The sequence below is a fragment of the Pseudomonas sp. S44 genome, assembly GCF_016624805.1.
GTDB lineage: Bacteria > Pseudomonadota > Gammaproteobacteria > Pseudomonadales > Pseudomonadaceae > Aquipseudomonas > Aquipseudomonas machongensis.
Genome location: NZ_JACVTY010000011.1, coordinates 21,363 through 46,088, shown reverse-complemented (window position 1 = coordinate 46,088; position 24,726 = coordinate 21,363). Strand labels below are relative to the sequence as shown.

At 65.3% G+C, this 24,726-nt stretch carries 22 protein-coding genes; 8 read left to right on the top strand and 14 right to left on the bottom strand.

Annotated elements, in window-relative coordinates:
- Positions 1-82 precede the first annotated feature (82 nt).
- Both IAE40_RS10910 and IAE40_RS10905 read left to right on the top strand, forming a co-directional pair.
- A complete protein-coding gene (locus IAE40_RS10910) occupies positions 83-1,744 on the top strand; it encodes a ShlB/FhaC/HecB family hemolysin secretion/activation protein (protein ID WP_197892264.1) in 1,662 nt (553 codons plus the stop codon).
- Positions 1,745-1,771: 27 nt separating this feature from the next.
- Positions 1,772-6,316: a hemagglutinin repeat-containing protein gene (locus IAE40_RS10905; RefSeq protein WP_325167274.1), complete on the top strand. Its 4,545-nt coding sequence runs from the start codon at positions 1,772-1,774 to the stop codon at positions 6,314-6,316.
- Between the two features lie 136 nt (positions 6,317-6,452).
- On the opposite strand, the gene IAE40_RS10900 is transcribed toward IAE40_RS10905, so the two are convergent.
- Positions 6,453-8,033, bottom strand: a complete 1,581-nt coding sequence (locus IAE40_RS10900) for a hypothetical protein (RefSeq protein WP_200603168.1) — start codon at positions 8,031-8,033, stop codon at positions 6,453-6,455.
- Between the two features lie 451 nt (positions 8,034-8,484).
- On the opposite strand from IAE40_RS10900, the gene IAE40_RS10895 reads away from it, so the two are divergent.
- Positions 8,485-8,727, top strand: a complete 243-nt coding sequence (locus IAE40_RS10895; protein ID WP_054894680.1) for a hypothetical protein — start codon at positions 8,485-8,487, stop codon at positions 8,725-8,727.
- 23 nt (positions 8,728-8,750) lie between these two features.
- On the top strand, positions 8,751-9,020 hold the full coding sequence (locus IAE40_RS10890; RefSeq protein WP_200603167.1) for a DUF3077 domain-containing protein: 270 nt from the start codon (positions 8,751-8,753) through the stop codon (positions 9,018-9,020).
- A 357-nt stretch (positions 9,021-9,377) separates the two neighbouring features.
- Here the strand turns inward: IAE40_RS10890 and IAE40_RS10885 are convergent, their stop codons facing one another.
- The 12 genes from IAE40_RS10885 to IAE40_RS10830 are packed head-to-tail and all read right to left on the bottom strand — an operon-like array spanning position 9,378 to position 19,986.
- Complete coding sequence (locus tag IAE40_RS10885; protein ID WP_200603166.1) at positions 9,378-10,022, bottom strand: general secretion pathway protein GspN; 645 nt, start codon at positions 10,020-10,022, stop codon at positions 9,378-9,380.
- Entirely contained in the window at positions 10,019-10,405 is a 387-nt protein-coding gene (gene gspM, locus IAE40_RS10880) for a type II secretion system protein GspM (protein ID WP_153772621.1), read from the bottom strand. Before gspM ends, IAE40_RS10885 begins: the two co-directional genes overlap by 4 nt.
- Positions 10,402-11,475: a type II secretion system protein GspL gene (locus tag IAE40_RS10875; RefSeq protein WP_200603165.1), complete on the bottom strand. Its 1,074-nt coding sequence runs from the start codon at positions 11,473-11,475 to the stop codon at positions 10,402-10,404. The genes gspM and IAE40_RS10875 overlap by 4 nt, the downstream gene beginning before the upstream one ends.
- Positions 11,472-12,062, bottom strand: coding sequence for a type II secretion system protein (locus IAE40_RS10870; protein WP_125930625.1), 591 nt, complete (start codon positions 12,060-12,062; stop codon positions 11,472-11,474). The genes IAE40_RS10875 and IAE40_RS10870 overlap by 4 nt, the downstream gene beginning before the upstream one ends.
- Entirely contained in the window at positions 12,059-12,427 is a 369-nt protein-coding gene (locus tag IAE40_RS10865) for a type II secretion system protein (RefSeq protein WP_054894686.1), read from the bottom strand. Before IAE40_RS10865 ends, IAE40_RS10870 begins: the two co-directional genes overlap by 4 nt.
- On the bottom strand, positions 12,424-12,861 hold the full coding sequence (gene gspH / locus IAE40_RS10860) for a type II secretion system minor pseudopilin GspH (protein ID WP_200603164.1): 438 nt from the start codon (positions 12,859-12,861) through the stop codon (positions 12,424-12,426). Before gspH ends, IAE40_RS10865 begins: the two co-directional genes overlap by 4 nt.
- A gap of 1 nt (position 12,862) precedes the next feature.
- Positions 12,863-13,297 carry a type II secretion system major pseudopilin GspG gene (gene gspG, locus IAE40_RS10855; RefSeq protein ID WP_125930627.1) on the bottom strand — a complete coding sequence of 145 codons (435 nt, stop codon included), beginning with the start codon at positions 13,295-13,297 and terminating at the stop codon, positions 12,863-12,865.
- A gap of 14 nt (positions 13,298-13,311) precedes the next feature.
- On the bottom strand, positions 13,312-14,514 hold the full coding sequence (gene gspF / locus IAE40_RS10850; RefSeq protein WP_200603163.1) for a type II secretion system inner membrane protein GspF: 1,203 nt from the start codon (positions 14,512-14,514) through the stop codon (positions 13,312-13,314).
- Positions 14,515-14,516: 2 nt separating this feature from the next.
- Positions 14,517-15,965 carry a GspE/PulE family protein gene (locus tag IAE40_RS10845; RefSeq protein WP_200603162.1) on the bottom strand — a complete coding sequence of 483 codons (1,449 nt, stop codon included), beginning with the start codon at positions 15,963-15,965 and terminating at the stop codon, positions 14,517-14,519.
- Entirely contained in the window at positions 15,965-17,920 is a 1,956-nt protein-coding gene (gene gspD / locus IAE40_RS10840) for a type II secretion system secretin GspD (protein ID WP_200603161.1), read from the bottom strand. The genes IAE40_RS10845 and gspD overlap by 1 nt, the downstream gene beginning before the upstream one ends.
- A gap of 3 nt (positions 17,921-17,923) precedes the next feature.
- Positions 17,924-18,349 (bottom strand): pilus assembly protein PilZ, encoded by a 426-nt coding sequence (locus tag IAE40_RS10835; RefSeq protein ID WP_197892234.1) that lies wholly within the window; start codon positions 18,347-18,349, stop codon positions 17,924-17,926.
- On the bottom strand, positions 18,346-19,986 hold the full coding sequence (locus IAE40_RS10830; protein ID WP_197892232.1) for a lipoprotein UxpA: 1,641 nt from the start codon (positions 19,984-19,986) through the stop codon (positions 18,346-18,348). The genes IAE40_RS10835 and IAE40_RS10830 overlap by 4 nt, the downstream gene beginning before the upstream one ends.
- Positions 19,987-20,212: 226 nt before the next feature.
- On the opposite strand from IAE40_RS10830, the gene IAE40_RS10825 reads away from it, so the two are divergent.
- Entirely contained in the window at positions 20,213-22,276 is a 2,064-nt protein-coding gene (locus tag IAE40_RS10825; protein ID WP_153772630.1) for a PhoX family protein, read from the top strand.
- Positions 22,277-22,379: 103 nt separating this feature from the next.
- On the opposite strand, the gene gspK is transcribed toward IAE40_RS10825, so the two are convergent.
- Positions 22,380-23,342: a type II secretion system minor pseudopilin GspK gene (gene gspK, locus IAE40_RS10820; RefSeq protein WP_063543266.1), complete on the bottom strand. Its 963-nt coding sequence runs from the start codon at positions 23,340-23,342 to the stop codon at positions 22,380-22,382.
- Positions 23,343-23,489: 147 nt separating this feature from the next.
- On the opposite strand from gspK, the gene tatA reads away from it, so the two are divergent.
- Genes tatA through tatC form a run of 3 tightly spaced genes read left to right on the top strand, consistent with a single transcriptional unit; the run spans position 23,490 to position 24,696 of the window.
- The gene (gene tatA, locus IAE40_RS10815; RefSeq protein ID WP_054894695.1) at positions 23,490-23,693 is read left to right on the top strand and encodes a twin-arginine translocase TatA/TatE family subunit; all 204 of its coding nucleotides are present in this window, start codon (positions 23,490-23,492) and stop codon (positions 23,691-23,693) included.
- Positions 23,693-23,956, top strand: a complete 264-nt coding sequence (gene tatB, locus IAE40_RS10810; protein WP_054894696.1) for a Sec-independent protein translocase protein TatB — start codon at positions 23,693-23,695, stop codon at positions 23,954-23,956. The genes tatA and tatB overlap by 1 nt, the downstream gene beginning before the upstream one ends.
- The gene (gene tatC, locus IAE40_RS10805) at positions 23,953-24,696 is read left to right on the top strand and encodes a twin-arginine translocase subunit TatC (protein WP_200603160.1); all 744 of its coding nucleotides are present in this window, start codon (positions 23,953-23,955) and stop codon (positions 24,694-24,696) included. The genes tatB and tatC overlap by 4 nt, the downstream gene beginning before the upstream one ends.
- The last annotated feature ends 30 nt before the right edge of the window (positions 24,697-24,726 follow it).

The following is a 24,726-nucleotide window of genomic DNA, read 5'->3' as shown; positions in this document are numbered from 1 at the left end:
TACCGCATCCAAACGACTGTTCGAATTTTTAGAATCCACGCAAACGAGTACGCGAACCGTACGACCTCTGCGGAATTCTTCCATGGCGAACACCCCGTTTCCGGCTATTTGTCGCTCTATCACCCATGCATTGCTCGCGCTGCTGACCAGCTCGGTTGCCCTTGCAGCCGATCCCGCCAGCGAGCAACTGCGCGACCAGCAACGCGAGCTTCAGCACCTGCAGCAACAGCAGCGACTGGAGCAATGGCAGCGCCGCTCTGCCCCGCAAACACTGGAGCGCCAGGCGCCATCGGCAGCGCCTGCAGAGCAATGTTGGCCGGTCAGCGGCCTGCGCCTGAGCGGTAACAGGCGCGTCACCAACACCGCCCTCGAACAGAGCCTGCGGCCCCTGCTGCACGGTTGCATGGGGCCGGCGGACATCAACCGCCTGCTGCTGGCCATCACTGAACGCTACGTCCAAGCCGGATATCCCGCAAGCCGCCCTTACCTGGCGCGCCAACCAGGTGCTGGCATGCCCCTCGATATCGTGATTATCGAAGGATTCGTCGAAAGCATCGCACTCGACAACGCGCTGCCGCTGTCACTGGCCAGCGCCTTCCCCGGCATGCTCGGCCAGCCCTTGCACCTGCCTGACCTGGAACAAGGGCTGGACCAGTTGAATCGCCTCAGAGCCTATGATCTTGGCGCCAACGTGCGACCCGGCGACCTGCCTGGCGGCACCCACATCCAGATCGAACCACGCCACGTCAGCTCGCGCTGGCACCTGGACAGCCGTCTGGACAATCGCGGCAGTGCACTCACCGGCCGCCACCGGCTGAGCCTCACGCTGGGCCTGGACAGCCCCTTGAGCCTGAACGACGACCTGCGCATTTCGCTGCTGTCGACGGTATTCGACGCGCCAGGTCGCAGCCAGGGCGCCAGCCTCTACTACAGCCTCCCCTATGGTCCCTGGACCTTCGCCCTCAACGCCAGCCAACTGCAATACCGCGCGCCGCTGCCCGGCAGCCAGATCGGCAGCCACGGCAACAGCAGCCTGCAAGGCCTGAGCGTCGAGCGCATGCTCTGGCGCAATCAACAAGGCATGCTCAACGCCAGCCTGCGTCTGGATCACAAGCGCGTGGCCACCTGGTTCGGCCCGCTCAAGGTCGCCCAGCAAAGCCCGGTGCTGACCACCCTGGAAGCCGGCATCAACCTGTTCTGGCTCGAAGCCGGCCTGTGGAACGCGTATATCGGCATCGCCCAGGGCGTCGACTGGTTGGGTGCCGACCGCGAGCCGCTTGGACGCAAGAGCGCCGAGCCCGGGTTTCGCAAGTACCGCGCCACGCTTCTGTACCTGAACCAGGGCAAGTGGCGCTGGCAGAGCGAGCTGAACTTGCAGTACAGCCCCGACCGCCTGCCCGCCATCGAACAGCTTGCCCTCTCCGACGACCTGGCCGTGCGCGGTTTTCGCCAGCACAGCGTCTCCGGCGCGAGCGGCGCCGTGTGGCGCAACACGCTGAGCCGCCCCCTGTCCGTCGCCCTGCCCCTGGAAATCCGCCCGCACCTCGGCCTGGACCTGGGCTGGACCCGTTTCGACCACGGCAGCAGCCCGCAGCGGATGGTAGGCGCCACCCTGGGCGTGATGCTGAGCACCCCGAGCCAGCGCCTGCGCCTGGACTACCAGCGCGCGCTGAGCTCCAGCGACCTGCCGCGCGGCAGCCTGGAGCCCGGTGTCTGGGTGCTCGAATGGAACCTGAGTATCTGATTCACCCACAACAAGAGAGACAAGCCCGTGAACGACACCAAAAAACTGCATGTCCCGACGTCGCCCAATGCCTTGCGCTGGAGCATCTTCCTGACGCTGATGGCCACCTCCCCGACCCTGCTCGCCCAAGGCGGGCTGCAACCGACTCCCGGCCCGGCGGGAACACCACTGATCAACAACGCCCATGGCGTACCGGTAATCGACATCGTCGCCCCCAACGCCAGCGGCCTGTCGCACAACCAGTTTCTCGACTACAACGTCGGCCAGGCGGGTGCGGTGCTCAACAACGCCCTGCAATCGGGCCAGTCGCAACTGGCTGGCGCCCTGGCCGCCAACCCCCAGTTCCAGGGCCAGGCCGCCTCGACCATCCTCAACGAAGTGGTCAGCCGCAACGCCTCGCTGATCGAAGGCCCCCAGGAAATCTTCGGCCGCCCCGCCGACTACATCCTCGCCAACAGCAACGGCATCACCCTCAATGGCGGCAGCTTCATCAACACCACCCGCGCAGGTTTTCTGGTCGGTGATGTCCAGCTCGAGGACGGTCGCGTGCGCCTGCTTGACTCGATGAGCGCCAGCGCCGCGCTGACTGTGCTCGGCGGAGGCCAGAGCAACGACGGCGGCGCACTCGAACTGATTGCCCCGCGCATCGACAGCAAAGGTACGCTCAACGCCCGCGACGACCTGCAATTGACTGCCGGGCGCAACCGCATCGACGCCACCAATGGCCAGGTCGTCGAGCACCTGCCAGGCACCCCGGCAAGCATCGACGCCAGCCTGTTCGGCGCCATGCACGCCGGCCGCATCCGCGTGGTCAGCACTGCCGAGGGCGCTGGCGTGCGGGTCGGGGCGATTGCCATGCACGGTCGCGACGGCATCGACATCCAGTCCGCCGGCAGCCTGCATATCGGTGACAACGGCCCGCATGGCGCCGTACTGCGCAGCAGCCAAAGTGACCTCAACCTCAATGCCAGCGGCGACCTGAGGCTGCAGGGCGTCACGGGCCAGGGCAAATCGATCGACGTCAATGCAGGGCAGAAACTCACGCTGGACACCGCAGCCCAGGAGAACATCGAGCGTGAGCGCAAGGCCTGGGACAAAAAATGGTTGTTCGTCACCACCGAAACCTATGAAAGCAACACCACCACAACCCAGCACGCACTGCAGGGCACGCAACTGAAAGCCGATGACCGCCTGGCGCTCAAGTCCGGCGGCGACATGCAACTGCAAGCGGCCAGCCTGCAAGCCGGTGGCGCACTCGCCCTCGACAGCGCGGCCAACCTGAACATCGAAGCAGGCAAGGAGAGCGGGCGTGTCGAGGAGCAGGTTCGCCATCGCAAGCATCTGTGGCGGGGTGACAGCGACAGTGACCACTATCAGGAAACCGCCAAAGCCAGCGATCTGCGAGGCGCCGAGCTGACCGCCAAGGCCGGTGGCACGCTCAAGGTGCAAGGCAGCCACCTGCACAGCGAGGGCGATATGACCCTGGCCGCTCAGCAGGTCGAGATCACCACCACGGCCCTGGACAAGCGCGGCACGCAACGCGACTACCGCGGCGACCTGGTGTCCGGCAGCTTCTTCGGCGACCGCCAGGGCAAGGACGACACCGCGCGGCAGGTCGCCGGCAGCACCATCACCTCGGGCGCCAACCTGAACGTCACCGCCGGGCAGGTCAGGGTCAAGGGCAGCACCATCGCCAGCGAAGGTGAATCGGTGCTCTACAGCAACAACGGCAACCTGGCGATCGAAGCCGACCACAACCGCTCCAGCACCACCGAAAAACAGAGCGACAGCAAGCTGTTCGGCCTGATCGGCCACGACCGCAGCCACAGCAGCCAGCAGGAAAAAGTGCTGGCAAGCGACGTCAGCTCGAAAAGCGACCTGCGCCTGGCCAGTGCCGAGGAACTGCGCATTGAAGGTGCCAAAGTCGAGGCTGGCAAGCAGCTCAAGATCGAGGCCAAGGGCGATCTGATCGTCGAAAGCGCTCAAGCGCGCAGCGACAGCAAGACCGACGAACAGCAGCGCACCCTCACCGCCCACGCCCGCCAGACCACCGAGGCCAACGGCGACAAGCCCGGTTCACGCCAGTATGAAGCCGGGGTCGGCTACGCAGTGGTCAACCGGCACAGCGAGCAACGCGCCACCGAGCAGGTCGCCAGCGAACTCAAGGGCGCGACGGTCGAGCTGCACAGTGACGCGCACTTGCAGGTCAACGGCTCGAAGGTCAAGGCCGATACCGGCGACCTCAACCTGCAAGGGCAACAGATAACGCTTGGCGCCACCCGCAACGACCAGCAGACAGACACCCAGACCACCCACAGCGGCGGCAGCCTGGCCGTGACCGGCGGCATCGACCGGATCGGCAGCCACTTCGAAGGGCATCATCGGAAGGAGAACGTGCGTGAGCGCGACAGCAAGATACAACGCAGCGAATTGCAGGCAGGAGGCGATGTGAAGATCGGCACAGCAAAGCTGGTTACCGAGGCCGCCCGCGTCGAAGCCGGCAAGGCCCTGGTGGTCGAGGCCAACGAGATCGAAAATCGTGCCGTACAGGATGTGCACGAACGCACTCAGCGCAACGACAACTGGCGCGGCACCCTCGGTGCCAGCCTCGAGTACCGCGACCTGACCCGACCGATCGAGCGCCTGGTACTTGGCGAGGAAGCTGCGCGCTTCCAGCAGGCATCGCCCGAGGACGCGATGGTCGCGCCCAGCGTCGGCGGTGACATGACCGTGGAGCATCTCAAACGCCTGGAGAACCAGCGCCGCGGAATCGCCCAGGTCAGCGAGTTGTCGGGTGCCAGTGTCAAGGTCCAGGCCGAGCGTATCGAAGATCAGGGCACCGCCTGGCGTGCCAATCAAGGGCTGCTGGCGATCAGCGCTAACCAGCATCACCAGCGCGCGGCAGTCGACGAGCAATCCCATGGCGTCGAGCAACTGGCCTTTGGTGGCGATGCCAGGGTCGACACCAGTACCGGCCAGGACCTCAATGTACGGGCCAGCGGCAAGGGCGGCTCGTCGAGCAGCGTGCAAGACGTACGCACTGCGCGCGTCGGCAGCCTTTATGGGCAAACGGGCATCCAGGTCCAGTTGGGCGCCGACGGCCTGTACCAAGGCAGCCACTTCAACGTCGGCAACGGCGACCTCAGCATCACCAGCAACGGCAAGCTGCTGATGACTCAGGCCAACGACCAACACAACGAGCACACACGCCAGACCGACGGCAACGCCTGGGCCAGGGTCGGCAACCGCCCCGGCAGCACCGGCATCGAAACCCGCGGCTATCTCGACCAAGCCGAGCGCCAGAAACAGCAAAGCAAGGCTCAAGTGGCGCAGATCGACGCCAAGGGCAAGGTCGTGCTCGCCAGCGGCGGCGACCTCATCCTCGAAGGCACCCGCATCGGCAGCCGTGAAGCGCCTGTAGCCAGTATCGAACTGGACAGCGCCGGCCTGCTGCAGGTCAAGGCGGGCCACGACAGCCAACAGGCCACGGGGCGCAACCTGGGTGGCGGTCTGGAAATCGCTGCCAAGCTCGGGACCGGCAAAGGCGGCGCTCTCGGCGGCCACTTCGCCAACGGCAAGCTCGACGAGCAGGCAAGCCAGGCCGTCGATGCCCACTTCAACACTCAAGGCAAACTGCTGATCAGCAGCCGCGCCCGTGAAGATATCGCCCTGCACGTGCAGGGTCTGCACGCCTCGGCCAGCGAAATCAAGCTGCACGCCGGCAACGGCGGCATGCTGGTCGAAGCTTCTGGCAACACTGAAAAACGCGACAATCTCGACATCACCGCCGGTGCCGGCTTCAGGCTCAATGGCGGCGAGACGCCGGACAAGGATATCCGTGGTCTGCACGGCCGGGTGCAGGTCAACCTCGACAAGCGCGACAACCAGACCTGGAATGCCAGCACCCTGCGCGCCGAGCGCATCGAGCTGGCGAGCCAGGGCGACACCCGGATCGAGGGTGCAAGCCTGGATGCACAGAAGGTTCGCGGCGACATCGGTGGCGACCTGTTGCTGGCCAGCCGCAAGGACAGCGTCGACACCCTCACCGTCAAGGCCGATGGCCGCCTGAGCCACGAGAAGAATCCCCAGGGTTATCTCGATGCTGCCGGCGCCCTCTCCGGCCCTGCGGCGGGCAAGGTCACCGAGAAGGTTGGCCCAACGCTGAGCAAGGTGGACCCTAAGCTGTCGCCGACCGTAAAAGTGGAGGTGTCCCACACCCAGCGCGACACCGTCGCCCACCAGGCCAGGATCAAGGGCAGTGAAGGCGTCGAGTTGAACGTTGGCGGCCAGGCACGCCTGGTCGGGGCACGGATACAGTCCGGCGCTGGAGATGTCGATCTGCAAGCCCAATCGGTCAGCCGCGAAACCCTCACGGGCCGCGACTATCAACGCAATGTGTCGGTGGACTTTTCCAACTCACCGGTCGACATAGGGACGGCCATTGCCGAACTGTCCAAGAGCAAAGGCGCGGCGGACGGCGAAAATGCGCTGGACCTGGGGCTGCTGCGCACCAGTGGGCATAGCCGCAGTGAAGAGTGGGTATCGAGTGTCGGGAGCAAGGGCGGGCGCTGATACCTGGAAGATAAGCGCTGGACCAGCCCGCGTTGACCGCTGATAAAAACGCGGAACAATGCTCTGTGGGAGCGGACCCAACCGTACAGGTGCATAGTCGGGCGCCCCACAGAGCGTTCTGTAAAATTCAAAAAAGCTATTGCGAAATACACACTGACTTGACGTGAATGATCGCAGAGCTACTCACTAGATAATTCACCCCCAGGTAGAAACCTATGCAACCAGCCAGTCCCTGAAATGAGACATGCATTGCACCCGCGGGAATAGTAATTGCAATTGTCCCAGCCTCCGATGATGCCTCGACCTTCGGATATTGCCCCACCCCTCCAATTGCATAGCCAGCGACCAAATATACACGGGTAGCATTCGTCTGAGTGAGGTAAAACTCAAGCGTTATTGTCAGTGGGCGTTCAAGTGGATAGTTCAAACTGTTGAGACCTAGGGATAAATCAGACTCGGTATAGTTACTAATATATTGATATTTCCACTGAAGTTCACGATTATTGCCCACTTGGACAATTTGAGCCTGGGGATTACTTCCTCCTCTGCCCATCCGAGGATAACAGTCCAACATAGAAGTCATGCGGCTCTGCCGAGTTACAGGGTACACCCCCAGTTGTGCCTGGGAGAAATCGTCACAGACACCATTCTGTACCGTCAGCCCCCAAACCTCAGATTCCGGATTAGCGCCATACAGCCCTCTGGCCTTGAGGGCATAAGCCTTCACAGCCAGCCCAGTGAGCGTACTCGTCCATTCCCCAGTGGCCCCTACAGTTTCAGTTTTCAATACTGTATCGCCATCAAGAATCTCCACCCTCTGCCCCGCTGACGCCTGCCCGCGCAACGTCAGCGTCGTCGATACAGTCGAGCCGCCTCGCGGCACAGCTTTTCCTTTATCGTCCATCACCGAATCAATGGTCGGTGTCACCGCAATCAGCTTCTCGAGCGTGTAAGCCGCAACCGGGAACGCCTTTGCCGAGGCCTCGTTACTCGCCCCGTCGAACGCCACCGATACCGTGACTGAAACCTCCGACTCGTGCTTGAGCTTCTCCAGCTCCGTACGCAGCAACGCAACATCCAGCCCTTGCCCCGCCTGGGCCTCGGTTACCGCCTGAGCCGAGGCCGCATAGAACCGATGCGTCGAACCATTCTCCAACGTACCGTCGATCCGAACCCAGAACCGCTGCCCCGTCGCAATCAACGGCCATGCCGCAACTGTGGCCGAGGCGTTGCCGACGAAGCTGTTCAGGTCCAGCCTGCGGGTGCTCGGGTTGGCCTGGGTAATGGCCGGCGTGGGCAGATCTGCCTGCGCCAATTCACCCACGGTCAGAGCAAGAGGTAACGACGGCACAGCCGCCTTGCCGGCCTGTAATACGGCATAGAGCACCTCGACGACCGTGCCTTGGCTCGCGGCGACTACGCTCGCAGGTACGCTGAAGTCGACACTACCAAAGACGCTGCCAGGCTTCTGCGCGCTCTCCCAACGTCCTGCTTGATTGCTCCCAATCCAAGCCACCGCCAGGGTATCGCTGGCAGCCATTCCTGAGTATGCAACCCGCACCGTAGCGCCGTTGCGGGCATTGATGGGTTCGAGGGTGTTGTTCACAGCCTCGAGTACCGAGGGCGCGGGGTACTCGGTTTGTGCAGATCGCACTACCTTGAAAGTGAGGGGCGCAGAGGTGGACAACAGAGTGGGCACATCAAGAGGGGTAGACATCGTTGGCTCCTGGGGCATGCCAAGGGGATGCCTGGAGTGTGAACCCACGGATACGCTGGCGAAACTGACAAAAATGATAGGGGCCGCGAGGTTGGTCTCTAAGCGTGACAATGCCGGGTATCTCTGGCGTGTCCTATGCGCGCCGCATTGGTCGAAAAATCAGAAAAGATGCCTTTCCTGTAGTCCATTTCCCAAAGATACTCCTACCGCCTTTTTTCCGTTGCGGCCCCTGGGGCAGCGCTCTAGTCTCGGCGCGTCGTTGCACATCAACGACACAGCTTTGACAGGCTGTGACGGTATTAAGCATATGGCTGCTTTCCATGGCAGCTGTACGTGCGGGCACGCTTGCGTGCGCCGGAACTTTGCTTATTCCGCCGGTCTGTCAACCCACGTACAGCTGCCACCCTCTGTTTGACAGCAGTTGGGAGGTAGCCCCGCAAGGAATAACGCGATGTTAAAGATCGTTCCCGACCCACCCCACAACAACCACTCCCTCGAAGACACCATCATCCAAGCCACCGAGTACGCACTCTGCGCACAAACCGTGGCCCATCAAGCGGTCCTCCTCCAACCCAAGTCTCCCGTCTCGCTCCTGATAATGGCTGCCATCCATGAAATGGAAGCGCTGAGGATTTTGCTGGAGTCGGCGTTGATACAGGTTCAGATGCCGGCAGAGCCGCAGACGGCTCACTAAGCGGTTTTCAGGGAGATGAAAGGATGGATACAAGCGACACCACACCGAACACCACCGTCGGCAAAACACGGTTCTACCAAGGCAAGGGGCTGACCCAGCCGCTGTTCTGTATCGAGCCGGGCATCCCGTGCGAGCGGGCACGTGAGCAGGCTTCGGAGTTGATGGGGTATGTGCGCGACATGACCTTGAGCGGGGTGATGGAGGAGAACCCGCAACTGGTCTGGGCTTCGTATTACCTGAGCGCATTGGCCAAAGCATTGATGGACGATGCGGAGCTGGGGATGCGCCGGTAAAGGCGGGTTTATCGGACCTGGAGTTGAGTGGGTTGTGGGAGCGGCGGTTCGCCGCTGCGACTGGTCCCGCGATGGCAGCACCGCGGTGCATGGCACCGGCTATGCCGGTGATCGCGGGACAAGCCCGCTCCCACAAGGATTGGGCAGGCCTTTAGATTTTGATCAAGACAGTTACTCCCACAGGGATTGAGCTGGTCTTTAGATTTTGATCAAGACAGTTGCCCTCACAGGGATTGAGCTGGTCTTTAGATTTTGATCAAGACAGTTACTCCACAGGGACTGGGCTGGCTTTCAGATTTTTGGATAAGGCCGTTGCTCCGGCAAGCAACAGGCAAGCTGGGATCTCAAGCTCTGCAACTACCACCTGAGCTGCCGCGCGCCCTTGGCCGCTTCCAGCCCCAGCCACTGCGCGCCGCGCAGCAAGGGCGTCAGCGCAGCATCAGGCTGGACCTCGAATCCGACCCGAGCACGTCGGGCCACCAGGTCGGCGTCAAGGTCGAGTTGGTGTTGGCCTTGCAGGCGCAACGTGCCCTGCAAACGCCAGTCACTGGGACAACGCATTTCGAGCCAGCCCTGTCCCAGATCCAACGACCACGGCGAGACCAGCGCCAGGTCGTTCACCTGCAAACGCCCCTCGGCACCGGCGCACCGCTGCCACACACCCTTCACCGCAACACGCCCCTGCCAGTGCCCCGCCAGACGATAAGCCAGCGGTACACTCGGCGCGGCTTCGAGCGCCTCGACATCCGCGCGCCAGCGCCAGGGCCAACCACTCAGCCGCGCCAACCAATCCTGCCCCTGATAACCCAAGCGGATTTGCGCCTGCTGCTGCCAGGGTTGCCACTGCCAACTCAGCGGCCCGACATCCCCCACCTGTTCAGCCTGCCCTTGCCAGAGGCTGCCGCTGACCGCCCGGCCTGGCACCAGCCAGCTCGCCGGCAACTCGACCAGCAGCGTGACCACGCACACCAGCACCGGCCACAACAGCACGCGCACACTCATGGCCGAACCTGCAGGTCGAAGCGCAGGCGCTTGCCCTGCTGCTCCATGCCCCACTGCAGCGGCTGCGCGCCCTCGCTCTGCAAAGCCTGCAACCACGCCAGCAGCACATGCTCGTCCGCGACCGAGCCGCGCACCTGCCAGCCCTCATCCTGCGGCTCGATCTCCGTCAGCTCGATATGCCGGGCCTGGGCGGACTGGCGCAGGTGCTCCAGGCTCAACGCAGGCCCGCCCTCAAGGCCGGCCGCCACTTCGGCCAGCTCGCGCCACTGGCTCATCTCGGCCCAGCGTGCACCCACCTCACGCACCAGGATGACGATCAGCAACAGCGCGATCAGCCCCCAGGCCACGCGCATGCGCTGGCGCTGCGAAAATGCGCGGATCATGAACTGCTCCCCAGATCGAACACCGCGCCCTGAGCCTGCACCTGCACCGCAGCGCCGACTGCAGCGGCCATTTCATGCCACGGCGCCAACGTGCCTTCGCCATCCAGTTGCAGATGCCAGCGCTGCCCATCGAAGCGCACAGCGCGCAAGCGCCACTGCGGATGCGCGCGCAACCAGGCCTGCAACTGCTCCTGCAAGCCGTCGAGCCGACGCAGACGCAAAGCCCGCTCGCCGTCGGTGTCACGCAGCCGTTTGAGCGCCTGCGCGGCCTGGCGCGGCGTAGCCTGCGGGCCGGTGACCGCCATCACCTGCTCGCGATACAGCTGGGCCTGACGCCATTGCTGGCTGCTCCACAGACCGCCCCAGACAGCAGCGAGTACCAGGCAAGCGGCGATCAAGCGCTTTTGCCGGCCCGTGACCTTCAATGATCGGCGCGGGCGACGCGTTTCCCGTAGCGTCGGCAAGGTATCGAGATCGGCAATTCGCTGAGGCCAGCGTCCATCGACCTGCTCAAGCACCTGGTTATCCCACGGCGCAGGTGCAGGGCCCAACACCTCTGGCCAGGCCAGCCAGTGCTCTGCGCCATCCTCGTCGATCCGCGCATACAGGCTCGATTGCTCCTGCCGCCATTGCCATCCACAACCGCGGTCGAGCACCGGCAAGAGCTGGAACTGCGCCCAGCAACGCTCCACCTCCAGGCCCCATTCCACGCACTGGGCCAACCAGCCGTCGAGCCGCTCACGCGCCACCACCACCAACCGCAGTTGCCCTGCCGCACGGCCGATGCATGCGCAGTGAACTTCATCGCTGCCTTGCAGCAGACGATCTTCCAGTAGCAGCGGCCATTCCTCCCGCTTGAGCCCGGGCGGGGCAGGCAACTGGAAAAGGCTGCACGCCTCGCCCGGCATCACCACGGCAACCCTGGCGCTCAGGTTCTGCGGCGGGCGGCCCTGCCCTTCGTCACGCAGCACGCCGCTGTCCAGCAGGCACCAGTGCCAACCGCCGTCAGCCAGCGGACGCAACAGCAACCAGGGCCGCGCTGGCGAGCGCCGTCGCCATTCAAACTTCATGAGCGCCCCCAGGGCAGGACGAATGTGCAGACATAAGGTGCTCCGTCACGCTGCAGATGCAGGCGCACGCCACGACCAGGGTGCGCCGGTTGATCGGAAGGCCAGGCCAGCCAACTGCCGCCCTGGAAATACAGGATGCTCATCTCGCTGACCCGCTCCAGGCGCTCGCGGACCACCCAGCGCGGCTTGTCGGCGGCGTAGAGATCGGCGGAGGTTTCCAGCAGCACGCGCTGCTCCCTGGGCTCGAAACGCAGGCGCTGACGCTGCAAGCGCGACCCCCCTTCGGCCTGGGGCCAGGCCGCAGCAGCGACCCACAGCAACTGCTGGTTTTGCGCCTGCCAATCGAGCCAGCGCGTGGCCAGCGGCAGGCGCTGCTCGTACACCTGGCGCAGTACCGGGCTGTCGAACCGGCGCTCCAGCGCCAGGCAGAACTCCAACACGCCGGGCTCGTTCTGCTGGTCGGCGAGACGCTCGCGCACCGTGAGCCAGCCATGCACCAAGGCCGCCAGCAGGATGCCCAGCACGGCGGTGAGCGCCAGCGCGACCATCAACTCGATCAGGGTCAGCCCCGCCTGGCGACGCTTCATGGGCGCTCCAGAAACAGGGTGTACAAGCCCAGCGGCACGCGCTGATCGCGGTCGGCGAACAGGCGCAGCTCGCCACGGCGCAGATCGCGCACGCCGGTGTTGCGCAGTTGCAGGTCCCAATGGCACACCTGCCCACCCTGCTGCAGCTCCCCGGCAGTGCGATTGCTGCCCGGCCAATACTGCTCGACGGCAAATCGTGCCTGCAGCTCGCGTGCGCACAGGGCGCCAAGGCGGTGCTGTTGTACGCCGTCCTGCACCGCCAGGCGCTGGCGCAGTACCTGGCTGGTGATCACCGCCAGCACCGCGGCGATACCGAGCGCCACACTGACTTCGAGCAAGGTGAAACCACGCTGACGACGCTTCATGGCAGCACCGCGACTTGCAGCCGCCCTTCGCGGCCCCAGCTCCAGCGCTGGCCACCGTCGGCACTGCGCCAGTTCACCTTGCCGGGCCTTGCCCAGCCTTCGGGGGTGAACACCAGTTGCGGCGCTGCTGCGCCTTGCCAGTCTGGGCGCAGGTCCTGCGGCCAGTCACCCAGCGTGACCGGTTCCACCACCCAGCCGGTGCCGTCATGGCGAACGAACTCAGGACGCTTGCCGTTCCAGCGCAGGCCACGCAACTGGCCGGTGTGGCGCGCCACGGCAGACTGCTCGCGGGTCGCGGCAAGCAGCCGCTGCATGGCCTGGTCCACCCGCGTACGTCCGTTGTCGAGCCAGGCCACGCTCAAGCCGGTCATCAGCCCGGCGATGGCCAGCACCACCAGCAGTTCGAGCAGGCTGAAGCCGCGCTGGGAGGGCAAGTCAGAGCTCCCAGTTGCCCAGGTCGGCATCCAGCCCTTCGCCACCGGCCACGCCATCGGCGCCGAGCGAATAGACATCGACACGACCATGCTCGCCCGGCATGCGGTACTGGTACGGCGTGCCCCACGGGTCTTCCGGCAGGCGACGGATGTAGCCATCGCTGCGCCAGGCACGCGGCACCGGCTCCTGGGCCGGTTTCTTCACCAATGCAGCGAGGCCTTGCTCGCTGCTGGGAAAGCGCAGGTTGTCGAGCCGGTACATATCCAGTGCCTGCTCGAGGGTGGCCAGGTCAGCCATCACTTTCTGGCGCATGGCCTTGTCCTGGTTGCCCAGCACGCTGGGCGCGACCACCGCGATGAGCAGGCCGATGATGAAGATCACCACCATGATCTCCATGAGGGTGAAGCCGCGCTGACGCTTGGCGCGATACTGCATGCAAAGACTCCTTTTCACAGTTGCAGACCCTGGTTGAGCTGCATGATCGGCAACAGCACCGCCAGCACGATGAACAGCACCACGCCGCCCATCACCAGGATCATCAGAGGTTCGAAGAGCGCCATGGCGGTGTCGACCTGGCGGGCGAAGCCGCGCTCCTGGTCGTCGGCCACGCGCTCGAGCATGTCGGCCAGGGTGCCGCTGGCCTCGCCACTGCCGACCATGTTCACCAGCAGCGGTGGAAACTGGCCGCTGGCATCCAGCGCCCGATGCAGGCTGGTGCCGCCCTGGACCTGCAGGCGGACCTGCTCCAGGGCCAGGCGGATACGCTGGTTGGCAACCGTTTCGCTGGCCACCTGCAGGGCTTCGAGCAGGGCCACGCCACTGCCGCAGAGAATCGCCAGGCTGCGCGCCAGACGTGCGCTCTCCAGCACTTGCAGCAGGCTGCCGATACGCGGCAGGCGCAGCAGCAGGTCGTCGCGGCGCAGGCGCCAGTGCGGCTTGCGCAACAGCCAACCGCTCAACAGCGTCAGCGGGATCGCTGCACCCAACAGCCAGGGGCCGGCACTGGCCAGGCCCTGGCTGATGGCGATCAGCAGCGAGGTGATCAGCGGCAGCGCCTGCCCGGAATGGGCGAACTGCTCGGTCAGCTTGGGCACCACGAAGGTCATCAGCCCCACCACCACCGCCAGCGACACACCCATCAGCACGCAGGGATAGATCAGCGCAGTGCGCGCCTTGTGCTGTTGGCGCTGGACCTGCTCCAGGTGATCCGCCAGGCGCGTCAACACCTGCGCCAGGCGCCCGGAGCGCTCGCCCGCTTCGACCAGTGCGCAGTACAGCCCGGTGAACGGCGCGCCTTGCCGGGCAAGGCTGCGGGCCAGCCCCAGGCCTTCGGCAAGCGCGCCGCGCACCGACACCAGCACGGCCTGCAAGGCAGGCGCGCGCAGTTGCCGTTCGAGCGTGGCCAGGGCATCGACCAAGGGGATGCCAGCCGCGGTCAGCGTGGCCAATTGGCGGGTCAGCTCGCACAGCTGGGCACGGCTCAGGCGCTGACGGCGCGGTTGCCGCAGGCTGCCTTCGTGGCGTTGCAGCTTGCGCGCGAACAGCCCCTGCTCACGCAGCAACTGGCGGGCATGGCGCTCGCTGTCGGCCTGCACGCTGGCCTTGTGCGGTTTACCTGCCAGGTCCAGGGCCTGGTAGCGATAGGTCGGCATATTCAGCCCTGCACCACGCGCAACACCTCGGCCAGGCTGGTCTCGCCACGGGCCAGGCAATCGCTGGCCATGGCCACCAGGCTCTGCCGACGCGTGGCCAGGTGCGCCTGCATCGTCACTTCGCTGGCGCCCTCGTAAAGCAGGGCGACCAATCCTGTATCCAGCTCGATGAATTCATACAACCCCAGGCGCCCGACATAACCGCTGCCCTGGCAACTGTCGCAGCCCACCGGGTGGTGGGTGGCGTGCAACGCTGCCAGCTCCGGCCACAGGCGCCGCTCGGCGGCGAGCAACGGGCGCGGCTCGGCACAACTGCACAGGCGCCGGACCAGGCGCTGGGCCAGCACCCCGCGCAGGCTGGAAGCGATCAGGAAGGGCTCGATGCCCATGTCACGCAGGCGCGTCACTGCGCCGACAGCGCTGTTGGTGTGCAGGGTCGAGAGCACCAGGTGACCGGTCAAGCTGGCCTGCACGGCGATCTGCGCAGTCTCCTGGTCGCGGATCTCACCGAGCATGATCACGTCCGGATCCTGGCGCAGGATCGCGCGCAGGCCGGTGGCGAAGGTCAGCCCGGCCCGCGGGTTGATCGCGGTCTGGCCGATACCGGCGATGGCGTATTCCACCGGGTCTTCGACGGTGAGGATATTGCGGCTGCCGTCGTTGAGGCTGTTGAGGCTGGCGTACAGCGTGGTGGTCTTGCCGGAGCCGGTGGGGCCGGTGGACAGCACGATGCCGTTGGGCCGCGCCAGGCACGCGCGCAGGCCCTGCAGCGCCGCTGCCGGCATGCCGAGGTTGTCCAGCGCCAGCAGGCTGGCCTGCTTGTCGAGCACGCGCATCACCACGCGCTCGCCGTGGATGCCGGGCAGCGTCGAGACCCGCACGTCCACCTCACGCCCGGCGGCGCGCAGGGTGATGCGCCCGTCCTGGGGCTGGCGTTTCTCGGCGATGTCCAGGCGCGCCATGACTTTGATTCGCGACACCAGCATGGCCGACAGCGCACGCGGCGGGCGCAGCACTTCGCGCAGATGCCCGTCGACGCGCAGGCGCACCACCAGGCTCTGCTCGAAGGTTTCGATGTGGATGTCCGAGGCACGCAGGCGCAGGGCCTGGCCAAACAGGCCGTTGATCAGGCGGATCACCGGGGCTTCGTCGTCGCTTTCGAGCAGGTCTTCGATGCGCGGCATTTCGCTCATCAGGCTGTCGAGGTCAACCTGCTCGCCGATGCCTTCGATCAGCGCGGCGGTGGCCGAGTCGGCGGCCTGGTAGAGCTGGCCAAGACGCTCGTCGAAAGCGGCGCGATCGAGGCGCTCCAGGCGCCGTGGCTGGCCATGCACGCGCAGCAGCTCCTGCACCTGGTCGCTGTCGGCATCCTCGCGCAACCATAGCTGCCAGCCCTGCTCGTCCGGGGCCATGGCCACGCCGGCCTGACGCGCCAGGCGGTAGCCGAGCATCACCAGTCACCGCCTTCAAGGCGCGCGCGGCTGGCCGGAAACGCCTTGAGCAAGGCGCCACCTTCGGCGAGTTCCGGCATCTGCAAGGGGGTGTCCTGCTGCAGGCTGCGGTACTTTTCCTGGCTCAGCCCGGCAAGGCTCGGGCCGTCGCGCATGATGCGCGGGCGGATGAATACCATCAGGTTCTGCTTCACGTTGCGGTTGCTGTCGGAGCGGAACAAGCGACCCAGCACGGGGATGTCGCCGAGCAACGGCACGCGCTGGTTGCTGGTGGTGGATTCGTCGCTGATCAGGCCACCGAGAATCACCAGGCCATTGTCATCGACCATGACCTTGGTCTTGATCTCGCGCTTGTTGGTAATCACATCACTGGCGGCGCGCGAGTCGGCGATCGACGAGACTTCCTGGACGATGTCCAGGCGCACGCTGTTGTCGCTGTTGACCTGCGGCTTGATGCGCAGCTTCACCCCCACCTCCTTGCGTTCGATGGTCTGGTAGGGGTTGGCGTTGTTCTGGGTCACGGAGCCGGTGACGAAGGGCACTTCCTGGCCGACCAGGATCGACGCCTCGGCGTTGTCCAGGGTCAGCAGCGTCGGGGTCGACAGCAGGTTGAAACCGCTCTTGCCCTTCAGCGCGTTGATCAGCATGGCGAAGTTGAAACCGCCGCCGAAATGGCCGATGCCGGCGGTGGCGCCCGTGGTGGCCGAGAGCAGCTTGCCCAGCTCCTTGTTGTCGCCGCTGGCGGCAGCGCCAGCAATGTTGGCGATGTTCACCCCGTTGCTGCCGAAGTTGACGATGCCGGCGCCGAACTTCTCGTCGGCGAACAGCCATTGCACGCCGAGCTCCTGGGCGCTGCTGTCGGACACCTCGGCGATGATCGCTTCGACCACCACCTGGGCGCGGCGGATATCGAGCTGCTCGACGATGTTGCGATAGGCCGCCAGCTCGCTGTCAGGGCCGACCATGACCACCGCGTTGGCGCCCTCTTCATACTCCAGGCGTACCCCCGAATCGCTGGCCGTGCGTACCGGCGCCTCCTTGCCTTCGCCTGCGGGCGCATCCGGCACCCCGCCGTCCTGGCCGAGACCACGCAGCACCTTGACCACTTCCGCAGCATTGGCGTGACGCAGGTAGATCACCTGGGTGTTGCTGCTGTGCAGGTTGTCGCTGGGCCGGTCGAGTTGACCAAGCAGCGCACGCACGCGCTCGCGGCTGTCGGCGCTGCCGCGCACCAGCAGCGCATTGCTGCGCGGGTCGGCCACCACCTGGGCACTGTCGGCGCCCTGCTCGCGGGCCAGCAGGCGGGTGACCAGGGGCGCGGTGTCGGCGGCGCTGGCATGCTTGAGTGGCATCACCTGCAAGGGTTCGTCGCTGGCCTGGTCGAGCTGGCGTAGCAGCTTGTCGATGCGCTCCAGGTTGCTGCGCCAGTCGGTGACCACCAGCAGGTTGGCGGCAGGGTATGGGGTGATCACCCCGACACGCGGGTCGATCAGCGGCTTGAGGATGCCGAGCATCTGTTCGCTGGCAGCGTTGCGCACATTGAATACCCGGGTCGCCACGCCGTCGCTGCCCTTGCTCTGCTTGCCGGCGTTCTCCACCGGCACCGGCTCCAGGCGCGCGGCCTGGTCGGGGACGATCTTCACGCTGCCGTTGGGCAGGTCGACGGCGGCAAAGCCCTGGGCACGCAACTGGGCGAGGAAGATGTCGTAGATGGCTTCGGCGTCATGGCGATCGACGGTGCGTACCGTGACCTTGCCGGTGACCCGCGGATCGACGATGAACGTGGTGCCGGTGATGCGCGAGACGCTGTCGATGAACTCGCCCATGTCGGTGTCGACGAAGTTCACCTCGTATTGGGGCACGCCCTCTTCGTCGACTTCAGGGTCTTCGGCCCACGCCTGCGCAAAGCACAGGCCAAGGCTCAGCACGCAGGCCACAGCGTATCTTGCGATCATTGCTCATCCTTGCCGCTTGAAGCCGGTCACGGCGGGCCGTGGCGGCCAGGGCAGGCGCTCGCGCCGCCCCTGGTTGTCGAAAATCAGGCCATCGGCGTCGATGTCCTGCAGCACGATCCCTGGCGCCAGGCGCTGGCCGCGGCCCAGGGTGCGAACCTGCTGGCCGAAGCGCAGCACCACCACGGTGGCGGACAGCGGCTCGGCCTTGAGCCCGCCGAGGTATTGCAGGGGCAGGCGCGTCAGGGGAATGCCGCCCTCTTCGGGTGGCGCCTGCCAGTGACCGGCCATCAGGCCTGGCAAGGTGGGTGTCTGTTCGCGCGGGACGCTGAGCGGTTGCGGCTGGCGACTCAGTTGCAGGATGCACTGGGCAGCGAGCCAGCCGGCCAAGGTCAGCAGCAGCACGTTGGGCAGGCGCGACAGCGCGGTCACGAGGCCACCTGGCGCGGATGCCACCCCGGATGCCCCTGCACATAGCGCACCTGGGGCAGTTGCAGCGGCGCCAGTTGCCAGTTCGGCTCCTGGCGCGCCAGCCAGGCCTCGACCTTCTGCCACAGCGGCTCGCCGGCCTGGGCATCGAAGTGCAGGCCGAAGGTGCGGCACAGGCCCTGCACCGTCGGCAACCCGGCGACGCGCTTGCCCATCGGGCTGTAGCTGACCTGCCAGGCATGGCCTTGCCAGCGCGGCAGGTCCTGGCTGTTGTCGAGCAGCAGCGGGTCGCCGAACAGTTGCTCGGCGGCATTCTCCAGCACCTGCTCCACCTGGCGTGCGGGGGCTTCGACCACCGGCGCCGGGTAGCCGCCGGTGAGGCTGATCAGGTGCTCGCGGGTGATCGCCTGGCCTGCTGGCAGCGGATGGTCGTAACGCAGGCCGGGCAATAGCACCGGCATGCTCGAGTCGTCGGCCAGGGCCTGGTGCAGGAGACGGTCCCAACTGCCGCCACGGGTGTCACGGCGCCACAGGGTCTGCGGTGCACGGGCCAGCGGCTGGTCGAGCCAGGCGGCATGACCGGCGCGTTGCTGGCGCAGCGTGCTGCGTAACTGGCTGGCACGCGCCTGGGCAGTGGGCGAAAGTTGATCGTCGAAAGCGGGCACGAAGCGCGCCTCGAATCGCCACTGCCCGGCGGTTTGCTGGCAATGCAGGCGATAGACGCCACTGGCGCGGCACCCGGCGAACAGCACCGGCACCTGGCGCCCCGACGCTTGCGTGACAGGTACCGGAGTCGGCCACAGATCCTGGCCACGGGCACACAGCAGCACATCGATTTCGTCGATCCGCTCGGCAAGCCACAGGCCGGGGCCAGTGCCGACATCCGCCAGGGCGACCACCAGATCGGCCTCGCGCCGGGCTTGTTGGAAGCTTGGCAGCAATGATTGGTACCACTGCTTGAGCGAGGCTTTCTGATCCTGGGCGTAAGGGTCAGTCACACCGACCACCGCAATGCGCACGCCGCCGCGCTCGAACACGCGCAGGGGCTCGACGCCCAGGCCCTTGGCCTGTTCAGCGCCAAGACCAGCGCCGAGCGTGATCGCAGGGGACTGGCGATAGAGGGCGGCGCAGCGTTGTGGCCACAGCACGCGCTCATCACTGCTCACGCGCACGTCGCTGGCCAGCATGCGGCTGCCTTGCACGCCGCTATCGCCTTGGGTCAGGTAGGCCAGGCCACTGCCATTCCAGTTCTGGCCGTTCTCCAGGGTCAGGCAGCGCTCGGCGCCGGCCTCGTTGCGCATCTGCTCCATCAGTGCGGCCAATACGGCATAACCGCCGAGGCGCGCCTGGCTGGCCTGGCCGGCATCGAGCAATGGCGCGAGCTCGGCATGTCCGCTACTGGCATGGCTGCCGGTCATCCACGGAGCACGCCCCAGATGGCTGACCGGCCCCAGGCGCGTGGCCGGCACCACGGGCAGGCCAGGCTCGCGGGCATCGAGGGTGTCGGCGACATAGAGCAGTTCGAGCGACGCATCGCCGCCGCGCTGACCGGGGATCGCGGAGCAGGCGCCCAACAAAGGTGCCAAGGCCCCGACGCCCATCCAGCCAATCACTTCGCGTCTGCGCACACTGCTCGCCATCGACCCTGCCATCCTTAACCTGAGTTCACGTTCGGCCCCGGATATTGGGGTGGCTGCGTGACAGTTTGATGGCAGAAATCCGACAGCCGATGCGGCAAAGTTCTGACAAATCTTGTTACTAATAGCGCTAGGTTTTAAAACCCCGTTAATATTTTTGCCAATCAATCATCACACTTGCCCCCTACAGTCGCGGTTCCTCTTACTCAGCGATTACAAGGACACCCTGATGAGTCGAGAAACCGGCGATAACCTGGACCGGAACCAGAGCGGCAACCTGCCGATGGCCAGCGTGATGGACACCTACCTGAGCCGTCGTACCGTGATGCGCGGCAGTCTCGGCGCGGCCATCGCGATGATCGCAGGCACCGGCCTGACCGCCTGTTTCGACGGTGGTGGCGGCAGCTCCCATCACGATGATCCGGTCACCGAGCCGCCTGTGACCGAACCGCCAGCCAAGCTCAAGCTGGGCTTCCAGTCCATCGCCGGTTCGCGCACCGACGCTTGCGTCATTGCCGCCGGTTACAGCGCCTACGTGATCGCGCCGTGGGGCACGCCGCTGAACAGCAACGGCAATCCGTGGAAGTCCGACGGCAGCAATACCTCGACCGACCAGGCCAACGCCATGGGCATGAACCATGACGGCATGCACTTCTTCCCCATCAACGGCAGCTCCGACGATGGTTTGCTGGCGATCAACTTCGAATACATCGAAGCCGACGCGCTGCACCCGAACGGCCCGACCACCGATGGCACTGGCAAGCGCCCGGTCGAGGAAGTGCGCAAGGAGATCAACGCCCACGGCGCCGGCGTGGTGCGCCTGAGCAAGGTCAACGGCCGCTGGCAGGTGATGCAGAACGACCCGCTCAACCGCCGCTTCACCACCGCTTCGCTGATGGACATCGCCGGGCCCCTGCGCGGCACCGATCACGTCAAGACCAAGTTCTCGCCGACCGGCACCCAGGCACGCGGCACCAACAACAACTGCGGTAACGGCTATACGCCGTGGGGCACGTACCTGACGTGCGAAGAAAACTGGCCTGGCATCTTCGTCAACAAGGGCGTGCGCCCGGCAGACCAGGTGCGCATCGGCGTCAGTGCCAGCAGCGGCCAGTACAAGTGGGAGACGGCTGCCGGTGATGCCAGCGAGGTCAACGGTGAGTTCACCCGCTTCAACGTGACCCCGACCGGCGCCAGCGCCACCGACGACTACCGCAACGAAGCCAGCACTTATGGCTACATCGTCGAGATCGACCCGTACAACAGCGCCACCCTGGCGGTGAAACGCACCGCCCTTGGTCGCTTCCGCCACGAGGGCTGCTGCCCGGGCCTGGCGGTCGCTGGCAAGCCGCTGGTGTGGTACACCGGCGACGACTCGAACAACGAGTACCTGTACAAGTTCGTCTCCGACGCCGTCTGGGATCCGGCCGACGCCACCCCGGCCGACCGCCTGGCCACCGGTGCCAAATACATGGACAAGGGCAAGCTCTACGTGGCCCGCTTCAATGCCGACGGCAAGGGTGTGTGGCTGCTGCTGGACGTTGCCACCCCCACCACCGCCGGCAGCACGCTGGGTGCACTGTACGGCGACCTGCCGGGCATCATCCTCAACACCCGCGGTGCGGCTGACGCGGTCGGCGCCACGCCGATGGACCGCCCTGAGTGGACCGCCGTCAACCCGCTCAACGGCGATGTCTACCTGACGCTGACCAACAACAGCGCGCGTACCGCCGCCAAGGTGGATGCGGCCAACCCGCGCGGCCCGAACCGTCACGGCCACATCATCCGTTGGCACGACAGCGACGATCACAAGAGCTTCACCTGGGATATCTTCGTGTTCGGCGCCAACGCGGCCGGTGCACCGGATATCAACCGCTCGGGCCTGACCGAACTGAACCAGTTCGCCAGCCCCGACGGGATGAGCTTCGATAGCCGCGGGGTGTTGTGGTTCGAGACCGACAACGGTGAGACCACCTTGACCAGCTACACCAATGACCAGTTGCTGGCAGTGATCCCGACCGACCTGGTCGATGCCACTGGCAAGCAGATTCCGGTCAACGCGCAGAATCAGGTGGACCTGCGGCGCTTCTTCGTCGGCCCTAACGGCTGCGAGGTGACGGGGATCAGCTTCACGCCGGACAACAAGACGCTGTTCATCAACATCCAGCACCCGGGGAACTGGCCCTATACCGACAAGGCGACGGATGTGACACCTGCGGGGAGCCGAGTGCGACCACGGGCGTCTACCGTGGTGATTCAACGCAATGATGGCGGTGAGATCGGAACGGCCTGATCCGGAGCCTGTCGTCCGCGGTGCTCAAAGCCCGCGGATTGCCTGCCCAGCTCACCATCGCCGGGGCCGCCTTGCGGCCCCATCTGGCTTCGGCGCTTGAACGCTAGAACACTGGCTCGCGCCCGCGAATCCGAACCTGTTGCGCCGGCACCCGCGCATGCCACTGCACCACCCCCAACGCCTCGACCTGAAACTGGCTGCGCACCACTCGCCCGTCTTCCTCGAACGAAAGCTGCAACAGGAAGAACCCGCTGTTGAGTAACAATCCCTCGCTCAACCGAGCAAAGCTCTCGTCATCCAAAGCGCCCAGTGCCTGGCGTAACCCTCCCGCATCGACATAACCCGACGCCGGCCGATTGGTGATGATCCGGCTGAGCAGCGAGCGGGAAAAATGCCCCTCGTAGAGTGCCTCCAGCAACGGCAGGTGCTCCAGGTTCAAGGCATTGGCATTGAGCCGCCAACCGCTGGTCTGCGGCAATGCGCACAGCATCGGATAGCGCCCCTGGCGCCCGGCATCGGGTTCCAGCAGCAGGTTCAACTCGCTCGGGTCGAGCATCGCCTGGTTGGCCGCCAGACGTGGTGGCTGCTGGCGCAGGTACTGGCCGCTCTCGGCACCTTGCAGGCGGGTGTCGCTGTCAGCGTCCAGCCAATCGGCCAGGGCGTCGACCAATCGCTCGGCAGCCATGTCGTCGCCGAGCAATCGACGCAACTGGCGCTCGGCACGCTCGGCGTCTTCCCCCAGCAAGGCATTGACGTTGAAGCAGGTGTGCTGGTCGCGCACCTGCAGGCGCGCCTTGCCTGCACCAAAGTCATACTCCAGCGCCTGGCCGCGCAGGGCCTGCCAGAACAGGGGGCTGGCGCGCCAGGTCGGATCGCGCAGGGCCTGGCTGGCATAGGCAAGGCCAGCCTGCTCCATCGCCCGCACCTGCACGCGCTGGCGCAGCAAGCGCGTCTCATCGACCTGCCGACGCCCCTCCTCCACCAGCCAGGCCAGGCCCGCCGCAAGCATCGCCAGCGCCACCATCACCATCAGCAACGCTGCACCCTGTTGTCGCCCACCACCCATTGCACCGCGCCTCGTCATCCGTGGAGGCGCCAGTCAACACGGTGCGTGTTGCAAGCACATGGCAACGTTTCCCGACAGTCACGTTGGCGTCATCTGAAGCAGGCAGGATTGGCCTTCCTTTTCATGACCTTACAGGAGTTCTCGCACATGGGCGGTATAGGCATCTGGCAACTGGTGATCGTGCTGCTGATCGTTTTCCTGCTGTTCGGCACCAAGCGCCTCAAAGGCCTGGGCAGCGATGTCGGCGAAGCGATCCAGGGTTTTCGCAAGTCGATGGGCGGTGACGACAACAGCAGCGCATCACCCAACGCACAGGTTCAACAGCAGCAGCCAACGGATCGCCAGGGCTGATGTTCGAGATCGGTTTCAGCGAACTGCTACTGGTTGGCGTCGTCGCTCTGCTGGTCCTGGGGCCCGAACGCCTGCCGGTGGCGATGCGCACCGTCGGGCGCGGTCTTGGGCAGGCGCGGCAGGCCATGAACATGCTGCGCGCCCAGGTCGAGCGGGAAATCGACATGCCAGCCCTGGACGATGCGGCGCTGCGCAAACTGGAGCAGGATATCCGCCAGGGTGTCAGCCTCGATGAAGCACCCGCCAGGGAACGTACATCATGAGCTTCGCTGTCCACGGAAGGTCGGCAATGCCGCTGACCGAACACCTGCGTGACGCGCGCAAGCGCCTGGTGCGTTGCCTGCTGGCCATCGCCCTGGCGTTCGCTGTGTTGTTCCCCTTCGCCCAGACCCTCTACACCCTGGTCTCCGAGCCGCTGCGCCGCTTCCTGCCCGAGGGCGCGAGCATGATCGCAACCAGCGTCACCTCGCCGTTTCTCACGCCCTTCAAGCTGACGGCCATGTGCGCGCTGTTCATCAGCATGCCAGTGCTGCTGCATCAGGCTTGGGGCTTCATCGCGCCGGGGCTTTATCGGCGGGAGAAACGCATCGCCCTGCCGCTGCTGGTGTCGAGCATCCTGCTGTTCTACGGCGGCATGGCGTTCGCGTTCTTCCTGGTGTTTCCGATGATGTTCGGCTTCTTCGCCAGCGTGACCCCCGAAGGCGTGGCAATGATGACCGACATCAGCCAGTACCTGGACTTCATTCTCGCCCTGTTCCTGGCGTTCGGCCTGGCATTCGAAATTCCGGTGGCAACCTTCATCGTGGTCTGGGCAGGCCTGACCGATGTTGCCAGCTTGCGCCGTAGCCGGCCCTACGTGATCGTCGGCTGTTTCGTGGCCGGCATGATCCTCACGCCTCCCGACGTGTTCTCCCAGACCATGCTCGCCATCCCGATGTGGTTGCTGTTCGAGATCGGCCTGCTGGCCTGCGGGGCCCTTCAAAACCGCACCCGCCTGTCGTAGCGCCTACAGCGGGAGGCGTTGCCTGCTCCC

What these genes read in the sequence shown, in the direction of transcription:
- IAE40_RS10910 (WP_197892264.1), top strand. Translation starts at nt 83, where the DNA reads ATGGCGAACACCCCGTTTCCGGCTATTTGTCGCTCTATCACCCATGCA.
- IAE40_RS10900 (WP_200603168.1), bottom strand. Translation starts at nt 8,033, where the DNA reads ATGTCTACCCCTCTTGATGTGCCCACTCTGTTGTCCACCTCTGCGCCC.
- IAE40_RS10895 (WP_054894680.1), top strand. Translation starts at nt 8,485, where the DNA reads ATGTTAAAGATCGTTCCCGACCCACCCCACAACAACCACTCCCTCGAA.
- IAE40_RS10890 (WP_200603167.1), top strand. Translation starts at nt 8,751, where the DNA reads ATGGATACAAGCGACACCACACCGAACACCACCGTCGGCAAAACACGG.
- IAE40_RS10885 (WP_200603166.1), bottom strand. Translation starts at nt 10,022, where the DNA reads ATGAGTGTGCGCGTGCTGTTGTGGCCGGTGCTGGTGTGCGTGGTCACG.
- gspM (WP_153772621.1), bottom strand. Translation starts at nt 10,405, where the DNA reads ATGATCCGCGCATTTTCGCAGCGCCAGCGCATGCGCGTGGCCTGGGGG.
- IAE40_RS10875 (WP_200603165.1), bottom strand. Translation starts at nt 11,475, where the DNA reads ATGAAGTTTGAATGGCGACGGCGCTCGCCAGCGCGGCCCTGGTTGCTG.
- IAE40_RS10870 (WP_125930625.1), bottom strand. Translation starts at nt 12,062, where the DNA reads ATGAAGCGTCGCCAGGCGGGGCTGACCCTGATCGAGTTGATGGTCGCG.
- IAE40_RS10865 (WP_054894686.1), bottom strand. Translation starts at nt 12,427, where the DNA reads ATGAAGCGTCGTCAGCGTGGTTTCACCTTGCTCGAAGTCAGTGTGGCG.
- gspG (WP_125930627.1), bottom strand. Translation starts at nt 13,297, where the DNA reads ATGCAGTATCGCGCCAAGCGTCAGCGCGGCTTCACCCTCATGGAGATC.
- gspF (WP_200603163.1), bottom strand. Translation starts at nt 14,514, where the DNA reads ATGCCGACCTATCGCTACCAGGCCCTGGACCTGGCAGGTAAACCGCAC.
- IAE40_RS10845 (WP_200603162.1), bottom strand. Translation starts at nt 15,965, where the DNA reads ATGCTCGGCTACCGCCTGGCGCGTCAGGCCGGCGTGGCCATGGCCCCG.
- gspD (WP_200603161.1), bottom strand. Translation starts at nt 17,920, where the DNA reads ATGATCGCAAGATACGCTGTGGCCTGCGTGCTGAGCCTTGGCCTGTGC.
- IAE40_RS10830 (WP_197892232.1), bottom strand. Translation starts at nt 19,986, where the DNA reads ATGGCGAGCAGTGTGCGCAGACGCGAAGTGATTGGCTGGATGGGCGTC.
- IAE40_RS10825 (WP_153772630.1), top strand. Translation starts at nt 20,213, where the DNA reads ATGAGTCGAGAAACCGGCGATAACCTGGACCGGAACCAGAGCGGCAAC.
- gspK (WP_063543266.1), bottom strand. Translation starts at nt 23,342, where the DNA reads ATGGGTGGTGGGCGACAACAGGGTGCAGCGTTGCTGATGGTGATGGTG.
- tatA (WP_054894695.1), top strand. Translation starts at nt 23,490, where the DNA reads ATGGGCGGTATAGGCATCTGGCAACTGGTGATCGTGCTGCTGATCGTT.
- tatB (WP_054894696.1), top strand. Translation starts at nt 23,693, where the DNA reads ATGTTCGAGATCGGTTTCAGCGAACTGCTACTGGTTGGCGTCGTCGCT.
- tatC (WP_200603160.1), top strand. Translation starts at nt 23,953, where the DNA reads ATGAGCTTCGCTGTCCACGGAAGGTCGGCAATGCCGCTGACCGAACAC.